Source organism: Pseudomonas sp. R62 (assembly GCF_000257605.1).
Lineage (GTDB): Bacteria > Pseudomonadota > Gammaproteobacteria > Pseudomonadales > Pseudomonadaceae > Aquipseudomonas > Aquipseudomonas atacamensis.
In genome coordinates this window covers 1,664,254-1,672,364 of sequence record NZ_JH635998.1, presented here as the reverse complement: position 1 = coordinate 1,672,364, position 8,111 = coordinate 1,664,254, and the positions used below count along the sequence as shown (strand labels likewise).

The following is an 8,111-nucleotide window of genomic DNA, read 5'->3' as shown; positions in this document are numbered from 1 at the left end:
ATCCAGACCATCACGTGGGTCAGGTAGCGCGCGTACAAACGCCCTTTCGGCACGCTCTCGTCGAACAGCGGATAGCCACAGATCATCGCCTCGGGATGGCCGCGGGATTCGCCGACGAAGCGCGCGACGTCGTGCAAATCGTGCTGGCCGTCGGCATCGACCTGCAAAGCATGGCTGTAGCCCAGACGCGAGGCCTCACGCAGACCGGTCATCACCGCGCCGCCCTTGCCCTGATTGGCTGTGAGACGCACCAGGAAAACCCTGTCGCGCTCGGCCAGAGTGTCGAGCACCCGTGCGCAGGACTGCTCGCTGGCGTCGTCCACCAGAATGCACGGCAGACCTTGTGCAAGCAGGGCATCAACCACGGTGGTGATCGCGGTTTCGTGGTTGTACACCGGGATTACGGCGCAGGGGTTATGCATGGGCAGGCCCCAGGAGAATGCGTCCGCTGGAACACGTCGCCGTGTCGTTGCGATAGGCGAAGTACAACTTGCCGCGCTCGGCATCGAAACGCAGATGCAGCTGAATTTCATCACCCGGGCGCACCAGTTGCTGGAATTTCAGCACTTCCATTCCGGCAAACGCGCCGTCCAGCTTCAGCAACTGCCGACCCAGATTCAGCGCCCACTCCACCTGCACCACACCGGGCAACACCGGTGCCTTGGGAAAGTGTCCGCTGAAGTAGGCCAGATCCGGCGGCACGCTGAGTTGCAGGCTCCATTCGCCGTCGCTTGCGCTCTGCTCCAGCACTTCGGGGGCTTTCGGCCGTGCGGCCAGCAGCAGCGCTTCGACGTCGGCTTGCGCCAGTTTGCCTTGGCTGTTCAACGGCATTTGCCGCAGCAGGCGCCAGCGTCGGGGCAGGGCGAGGGCTTCGCAATGTTGGCTCAGATGTTTGCGCAGGGTTTCGGTCAGGCCACGGCGGCCATGCTCGCGCAGGGCGAACAGGCCCGATTCGCTGAGCACCAGCAGCGCACCGAGCGAGGCGCGGTTTTCCTGAACCACACCGAGGCGCGCCTCGGCGACCCAGTCATGGGCTGCCAAGGCCTGCTCGAGCATCGGCAGCGAGATGCGTTTTTCTTCCAGTTTGACGATGCGGTCCAGTCGCCCCAGCAGTTCAAAACGACCATCGGCGGCGATGCGCGCGGCGTCAGCGCTGTGTTCGACATGGCCGGCAGGCAGATAAGGCGAAGAAATAAGCAGGGCGCCGTCGCTGTCCTGGCTCAGTTCGACGCCAGCAAACGGTTGCCACAACGACTCGCCCTGACGCCAGGCGATACCGCCGGTTTCCGAGCTGCCGAGGATTTCCGTCGGCCATTGCTGCAAGCGCTGGTGCAGGCTTTGCGCCGCTTCTGGTGGCAACGCACCACCGGAGGAAAACACCCGGCGCACCGCGCTCAGGGCCGGCCAGTCGAGGTTGTCGCCCATGCGCTTGAGCAGCGCCGGGCTCGCAACCCAGGCGAAGGCCGGGTATTCGCGGCTGGCGCGCTGCAAGTCTTCGGAGAACGCCAGTTGCCGGCGCACCAACGGGCGCCCGGCGCACAAGGGCCACAACACGCGAAACAGCAGGCCATAGATGTGTTGCGTGGCGACACTGCCGATGATGCAGGCTTCACCGAGGTCTGCGCCCCATAACAGCTCCAGCGCTTCGACCTCGTTGGCCAATTGGCGCAGGGTCTTGTCGATGCGCTTGGGTTCGCCGCTGGAGCCGGAAGTGCACAGGCTCAGGCGGCATTGATCGAGATCCAGTTCTGCACCGGGCAGGCCGGGCTGAGTGAAGTCGTGCAACTGGACGTCGCCGGGTTGATCGGTCAGCCATAGATCGACTTCCTGCGACCAGCGCTGACGCGTCTGCGCTTGCAGATCCGCCGGCAGCAACACGCTGACGCCGGCACGCCACGCGCCGAGCAGGGCGATGGCAAGGTCGGCGGCATCTTCCAGATGCACGGCCAGCCTTTTCACGCCTCGGCTTTGCAGACCCGCGGCGACGCTCAAGGCCTGCGCTCGCAGTTGCGTGTAATCGAGTGCCGGCGCCTGGCAGATCGCCCGTGCTGGCAGTGCCTTGAGCAACAGCTGCTCAAGTTTTATCCAATTCATGTACGGCCTCTTACCCGTTGTCGTATCAGCCATTCAATGGCAAACATCAGGCCGATCAATCCATAGGAGATCAGGCCGGTGTACAACATCCACCAATCCAGCGGCGCCCACAGGGTGAGGAGGGCGGCGCACAAACCGTTGCAGAAGAAAAACACGCTCCAGGCCAGCGTGACCTTGCGCGTGTAGCGAATGGCAACCTCCGGCAGTTCCGGCTCGCGCAAGCGCGCCAGACGCTCGACCATTGGCGGGCCGTATTTCAGGCTGGCGCCGAACAGCACCAGCATGAATGCGCTGATCAGCACCGGGTACCAGCGCAGCAGCTGCGGGCTGTCGAACACCGCCAGCAGCAGGCAGAACACCATCGCCACGCACGCCATCCACAGGCTGCCGGGCTTGCGTTCGCCGGTCAGGGCGCGTGCCAGCCACAGGCTGCCCAGCAGCAGTGCAAATTGCCACGGGGCGAAATGCTCCATGCCGAAATACACCGCAAAGGGGTACAGCAGACCGGCCAGCAGCAGGCCCAGGCCGATCAGTCGGCTCATGCGGCCGGTTGAACCAGACGGAACACCGCCTCGACCACGTCACCGACGGTGCGCACCGATTTGAATTCTTCGGCGGCGATTTTCTTGCCGGTCTGGCGTTTGATGTGATCGATCAGGTCGACCGCATCGATGCTGTCGATTTCCAGATCCTGATACAGATTGGCGTCCATGCTTACACGAGCCGGATCCAGTTCGAACAGCTCGACCAGGGCATCGCGCAGGGTGTTGAAGATATCGTCACGAGTTTGCATGGTCCGGTCTCAAGCTGCCTGTTTTGCCGTGACGAATGCCGCAAGGCTGGCCACGTTGGTGAAATGGTTGCGAGTGTCTTTGGCATCGGCGTCGATCTTGATGCCGTATTTTTTCTGGATCGCCAGGCCCAGTTCGAGCGCGTCCACGGAGTCCAGGCCGAGGCCTTCGCCGAACAATGTCTGCTCGTCGCCGATGTCCTCGGGGCTGATGTCTTCGAGGCCCAAGGCGTCGATGATCAGCAGTTTGATGTCACGCACCAGGCTAGCGGTGTTCTGATCGCTCATCTGCGGCGAGCTCCTTAATGAAATAGTCATGCAAATAATCGTTGAGCTTGCGCGAGGCCTGCGGTGCGGGGCCTTGCGCGGCGAAGGTCTGTGGGTCTATATCGGCCCCCACGCGAAAACTGAAGTGCACGCGGCGATGGGGGATGCGATACCACGGCTCGGCTTTGGTCAGGGTGGTCGGGCTGACCTTGATGATCACCGGGGTAACGATTTTCGCACCGCGCAGGGCAATTGCCGCCGCGCCCCGATGAAAGGCCGGCGCCTGACCCGGCTGGGTGCGGGTGCCTTCGGGGAAGATGATCAGAGTCTGGCCGTCCTGCAATGACTGCGCGGCGGCGTCGAGCATGTCCATGCTGCCGTCGTTGCTGATGTACTCGGTGCGGCGCAGCGGGCCACGGGTGAACGGGTTTTCCCAAAGGGTTTTCTTCACTACGCAATTGGCGTGGCGCACCAGACCGATGAGAAACACCACATCGATCAGCGACGGGTGGTTGGCGATGATCATCTGCCCCGGTCGGCCGAGGCGCTCGGCACCCTCGATGTCGTAAGTGAGCACGCCGGTGCGGGCCATGAAACGCACGAAAAACCAGAACAAGCGACTGACCGTACGCCGCGCGCGCAGGCGATGGACCAGCGCGTCACCGGGCAGGCAGCCGAGCAGCGGAAATACCAGCAGGCGCAGACACAGCCCGCCGAGCCCGAACAAGGCGAAGCTCGCAGCAGTGGCCAGCAGGCGCCAGTAGTAGGCGTCGCGGTGTTTGGCGGTCACGGGTTGCGATGCCAGGTCCATACACGATTTTTCCACGCATGTTGGCAGTCAGGTTGCTGGCCGAGCAGGGTTCGCAGCAGGTTGAGCGCGTGCGGCCAGTGCGCCTTGGACCGGGTTTCGGTGCTGCTGTTCAGGGTCAGCCGCCAGTCGGTACCGGGCGTGAGCAATAAACCCAGCGCATAAGGGAATGGCACGTCATCGACCCACTGCGAATACGCCTCGGGCGGTTGCTCTTCGGTGATCACCAACAGCACGGCCGGGGCGCCTTCATCAAGCAATGCCGCCGCTTCGAGCATGCCATGTTCCAGACCATCGCCAGCCGCCGCGAGGGCGGTCATTTCGCTGGTTTCACCGCGCATGATCGACCACAAACCGATGATCGCGTTGTGCACCGAAAGGCTGAATTGGGTCGGCGACAACGGCTGTTCGGTGGCCAGATCGCGGAGGATTTCAAACGTGCGTGGGGTTTCGCCGTGCCGCGAGACGAACACCAGCGGCAAATGGTCCCGGCCTTCGGCCAGCGGCCAGCCAACGCTGAAGGCCATCCGCGCCAGGCGGCTGAGGCGACGGCGTTGCATGGCCGGCAGAAACGACACATCGGGCGCGGCATCACTGCTCTGCAGCACGACCGGTTGTCGGCTCCAGGCCTGCCAGGCGTCCACGCTGTCGAGCCCCGGGGCCCACGCGCGCCATTGGGCGATGTTGAAGTTGATCACGGACATTCATCCCGCCCCTGCGGGCTTTCGTTGACGCGTTGAGTCGCCAGCGCCGCAGCAGGCTTGGCTTGGCGCAGGGCGCCGGGTGGCGCGCATTATCCCGGTGCGACGGGTGTGTAGCAAATGTTGGTTACATTTTGCCCAACAAAATGTACCGAGCGGTTCGCTGTGTGGCTATCACTTGGCCATTATCCGGATTTGAGGCGGCGTGTCTGTCAGGTGTCTCTGTGATGGGTGACGGTTTTTTCCATGCCCGGGCGCCGATATTTACACCTGACGGCGTAGTCCATGTCCGTGAAGGTAGCGAAGCGCGGTCACCGCCAACTACACTCGGTCATTCTTTGATACACGGAGGTTTGGTCATGCGGCGCGTGGTGTTCAATCAGAAAGGTGGCGTGGGCAAATCCAGCATCGCCTGCAATCTGGCGGCGGTCAGCGCCAGCGAGGGTTATCGCACGTTGTTGGTCGACCTCGATGCCCAGGCCAATTCCACTCAGTATCTGACCGGGCTCACCGGTGACGATATCCCGATGGGCATCGCCGATTTCTTCAAACAGACGCTGTCGTCCGGGCCGTTCTCGAAAAAGAATCAGGCGGACATCTACGAAACCCCGTTCGATAACCTGCACATCATTACTGCCACCGCCGAGCTGGCTGACCTGCAGCCCAAGCTCGAGGCGAAACACAAGATCAACAAGCTGCGTAAGTTGCTCGATGAGCTATCGGAAGACTACGACAGGATCTATCTCGATACCCCGCCAGCACTGAATTTCTACGCGGTATCGGCGCTGATTGCGGCGGATCGCGTGCTGATTCCCTTCGACTGCGACAGCTTTTCACGTCAGGCCCTGTACGGCCTGATCGCCGAGATCGAAGAGTTGAAGGATGACCACAACGAAGGGTTGGAAGTCGAAGGCATCGTGGTCAATCAGTTTCAGGCGCGGGCCAGCCTGCCACAGCAGATTCTCGATGAGCTGATTGCCGAAGGCTTGCCGGTGCTGCCGGTGTATCTGAGCAGTTCGGTGCGCATGCGCGAGTCACACCAGGCCAGCATGCCGCTGATCCACCTCGATCCACGGCACAAGCTGACCCAGCAGTTTGTGGAACTGCACAATCTGCTGGAAGACCACTGATTCCCCACTCACACGCAAATCCTGTGGGAGCGAGCCTGCTCGCGAAGAGGCTGGCACATTCAACATCGGCGCTGAATGATCGACCGCCTTCGCGAGCAGGCTCGCTCCCACAGGGTGGTCTGTGTTGGGTCAGATGCCTTGGCTACGCAGCCACGCCATCAACTGCGGCAATGGCAACGCACCGCTCTGCCGCGCCACTTCCCTGCCGTTTTTAAACAGAATCAGACTCGGAATCGAGCGAATCCCCAACTGCGCCGACAACTGCTGATTCGCCTCGCTGTCGAGCTTGGCCAGCCGACACTTGCCCGCCAGTTGCGCCGCAGCCTGCTCGAACACCGGCGCAAACGACTTGCACGGCCCACACCACTCCGCCCAGACATCCACCAGCAACGGCAGATCCCCCTTGATCTGGCTGGCGTAATCGCCTTGTTTGAGTTCGAAAGGCTTGCTCAGCAGTACCGCAGATTTGCAGCGTCCGCACTTGGGTTGATCGGCGAGACGCTCGGCTGGAATGCGGTTGAGGCCGTTGCAGGAGGGGCAGGGGATGAGGAGTGGGGTGGTCATGATTGGTTCTCTGATAGGCAGTCTATAGAACTGATTTGGAGTCGATCTGCCAACTTATCAATGTCGCAACTGCTCACATTTTTCTCAAAACCGTTCCGGGATCGATGGCTAGTCTGAAGACCAATTCGGCGTTTTACGCTTGTCGTGAGGAGATCGCTTTGTCTTTATCTGCGTGCTACTTTTGTTGCACTAATCCAGGATTCGATGATTCCTATGCATCAAATCGGAGCGACATAATGTCCGTAACTTCCAAGATACGCCGCCAAGGCGGCGCTGCCGTCATTACGATTCCGCCCACGCTTTTAAAGTTGTTGCATCTGGAGGTTGGCGCACAGCTAGAGCTGAATGTGGTCGATGGCGAACTGATTGCTCGTCCAGCCGTAGCCGCTACGCGTAAGCGTTATAGTTTGTCAGAGCTACTCGAAGGCGCAGAAGAATTGCAGAAACTTAACGCCCAGACTAGCGAGACCCTTGAAGGTGATTCTGTCGGCCGGGAGCTGGGTTGATGGTGCGCCGACAGCCCCCTCAGCGGGGTGACGTTTACTGGATTGATTTAAACCCAGTGGCGGGGCGGGAGATGATGAACAGACATCGCTTTGTGGTGATCACGCCCAGAGAGATCAACGCATTGGGCGTGAGCATGACGGTGCCTGTTACTAGCGGTGGGAATTTCAGCCGGAATATGGGTTTGGCGGTCGCCATTACTGGCCACGAAACCAATGGTGTAGCGGTGTGTAATCAGGTTCGCAGTTTTGACATAGAACAACGGGTACGAGACGGCACGGCCAAATTCATCGAGCGACTGGATGACGTGACAATGTCTGACATCGTCGACCGTGTAATCAGTGCAATCGACCCGCTAAGCTGAAGCGCCTACGAAGAACAACTGATCTCCAAATGCTTTCCCCACTCCGGCGGTCGCTCGGCGTAACTTTCCATTCCCGGCTGCTCATCGAACGGTCTGCTCAGCACCGCATGCAGTCGGCGTACCTCGGCATAATCCCCTTGTTCCGCCGCATCAATAGCCTTTTGCGCCAGATAATTGCGCAGGATGTACAGCGGATTGACGGCATGCATCCGTGCGCGGCGTTGTGCCTGATCGGCATTGCCGTCGCGGCCGACCCGGGCGACGTAGCGTTCGCCCCAGGCATCGAAACCTTTGATATCGACAAAATCGTCGCGCAGGCGGGCGATGGCCTGTTCGGCTGACTCTTCACCGAGGCGGCGGAAGAACAGCGTGTAGTCGACGCCGCTGTTCTGCATCAGTTGCAGCAGGTTTTCCAGCAGTTGCTGATCGTCGTCCTCGGCGGTGGTGAAGCCGAAGCGGCGGCGCATCAGGTCGAGGTAGTGCGCCTGGAACAGCGGCAGGTACAAGCCAAGGGTTTCGCGCAGGGCCTCGACGCTGATGAACGGCGTCAGTGCCTGGGCGAGCGCGCTGAGGTTCCACTGGCCCACCGGCACCTGATTGCTGAACGAGTAGCGGCCCTGATCATCGGAGTGATTGCAGATGAAATTTGCGTCGAAATCGTCGAGGAAGGCGAACGGGCCGAAGTCGAAGGTGATGCCGAGGATCGACATGTTGTCGGTATTCATTACGCCGTGGCAGAAGCCATAAGCCTGCCACTTGGCGATCAGCTCGGCGTTGCGCTCGACGATCTCGCGAAACATCGCCAGATACGGTTCCGGTTGTTCGAGGCATTCGGGGAAGTGCATCGCCAGCACGTGCTCGCCGAGCTGTTTCTGCTGCTCGGGGCGCT

At 61.0% G+C, this 8,111-nt stretch carries 12 protein-coding genes; 3 read left to right on the top strand and 9 right to left on the bottom strand.

Going from position 1 to position 8,111, the window contains the following annotated elements:
- The 7 genes from OQK_RS08700 to OQK_RS08670 form a co-directional block, all read right to left on the bottom strand.
- On the bottom strand, positions 1 to 422 hold a 422-nt coding region (locus OQK_RS08700; RefSeq protein WP_038860772.1), incomplete at its 3' end, for a glycosyltransferase family 2 protein.
- Complete coding sequence (locus tag OQK_RS08695) at positions 415 to 2,094, bottom strand: AMP-binding protein (protein WP_016772028.1); 1,680 nt, start codon at positions 2,092 to 2,094, stop codon at positions 415 to 417. The genes OQK_RS08700 and OQK_RS08695, both read right to left, overlap by 8 nt.
- Positions 2,091 to 2,636: a membrane protein gene (locus OQK_RS08690; protein WP_016772027.1), complete on the bottom strand. Its 546-nt coding sequence runs from the start codon at positions 2,634 to 2,636 to the stop codon at positions 2,091 to 2,093. Before OQK_RS08690 ends, OQK_RS08695 begins: the two co-directional genes overlap by 4 nt.
- On the bottom strand, positions 2,633 to 2,887 hold the full coding sequence (locus OQK_RS08685; protein WP_016772026.1) for an acyl carrier protein: 255 nt from the start codon (positions 2,885 to 2,887) through the stop codon (positions 2,633 to 2,635). Before OQK_RS08685 ends, OQK_RS08690 begins: the two co-directional genes overlap by 4 nt.
- 9 nt (positions 2,888 to 2,896) lie before the next feature.
- Positions 2,897 to 3,172, bottom strand: coding sequence for a phosphopantetheine-binding protein (locus OQK_RS08680; RefSeq protein WP_016772025.1), 276 nt, complete (start codon positions 3,170 to 3,172; stop codon positions 2,897 to 2,899).
- On the bottom strand, positions 3,150 to 3,962 hold the full coding sequence (locus tag OQK_RS08675; protein ID WP_016772024.1) for a lysophospholipid acyltransferase family protein: 813 nt from the start codon (positions 3,960 to 3,962) through the stop codon (positions 3,150 to 3,152). The genes OQK_RS08680 and OQK_RS08675 overlap by 23 nt, the downstream gene beginning before the upstream one ends.
- Complete coding sequence (locus OQK_RS08670) at positions 3,938 to 4,663, bottom strand: beta-ketoacyl synthase chain length factor (RefSeq protein ID WP_016772023.1); 726 nt, start codon at positions 4,661 to 4,663, stop codon at positions 3,938 to 3,940. The genes OQK_RS08675 and OQK_RS08670 overlap by 25 nt, the downstream gene beginning before the upstream one ends.
- 356 nt (positions 4,664 to 5,019) lie before the next feature.
- On the opposite strand from OQK_RS08670, the gene OQK_RS08665 reads away from it, so the two are divergent.
- Positions 5,020 to 5,790, top strand: a complete 771-nt coding sequence (locus tag OQK_RS08665) for a ParA family protein (protein WP_016772022.1) — start codon at positions 5,020 to 5,022, stop codon at positions 5,788 to 5,790.
- A gap of 129 nt (positions 5,791 to 5,919) precedes the next feature.
- Here the strand turns inward: OQK_RS08665 and trxC are convergent, their stop codons facing one another.
- Entirely contained in the window at positions 5,920 to 6,354 is a 435-nt protein-coding gene (gene trxC, locus OQK_RS08660; RefSeq protein ID WP_016772021.1) for a thioredoxin TrxC, read from the bottom strand.
- Positions 6,355 to 6,590: 236 nt separating this feature from the next.
- Between trxC and OQK_RS08655 the strand changes: the two genes are divergently transcribed.
- Both OQK_RS08655 and OQK_RS08650 read left to right on the top strand, forming a co-directional pair.
- Positions 6,591 to 6,860: an AbrB/MazE/SpoVT family DNA-binding domain-containing protein gene (locus OQK_RS08655; protein ID WP_008077592.1), complete on the top strand. Its 270-nt coding sequence runs from the start codon at positions 6,591 to 6,593 to the stop codon at positions 6,858 to 6,860.
- A complete protein-coding gene (locus OQK_RS08650; protein ID WP_016772020.1) occupies positions 6,860 to 7,222 on the top strand; it encodes a type II toxin-antitoxin system PemK/MazF family toxin in 363 nt (120 codons plus the stop codon). Before OQK_RS08655 ends, OQK_RS08650 begins: the two co-directional genes overlap by 1 nt.
- Positions 7,223 to 7,227: 5 nt before the next feature.
- Here the strand turns inward: OQK_RS08650 and OQK_RS08645 are convergent.
- A partial coding sequence (locus OQK_RS08645; RefSeq protein WP_016772019.1) for a protein adenylyltransferase SelO family protein occupies positions 7,228 to 8,111 on the bottom strand: 884 nt, incomplete at its 5' end.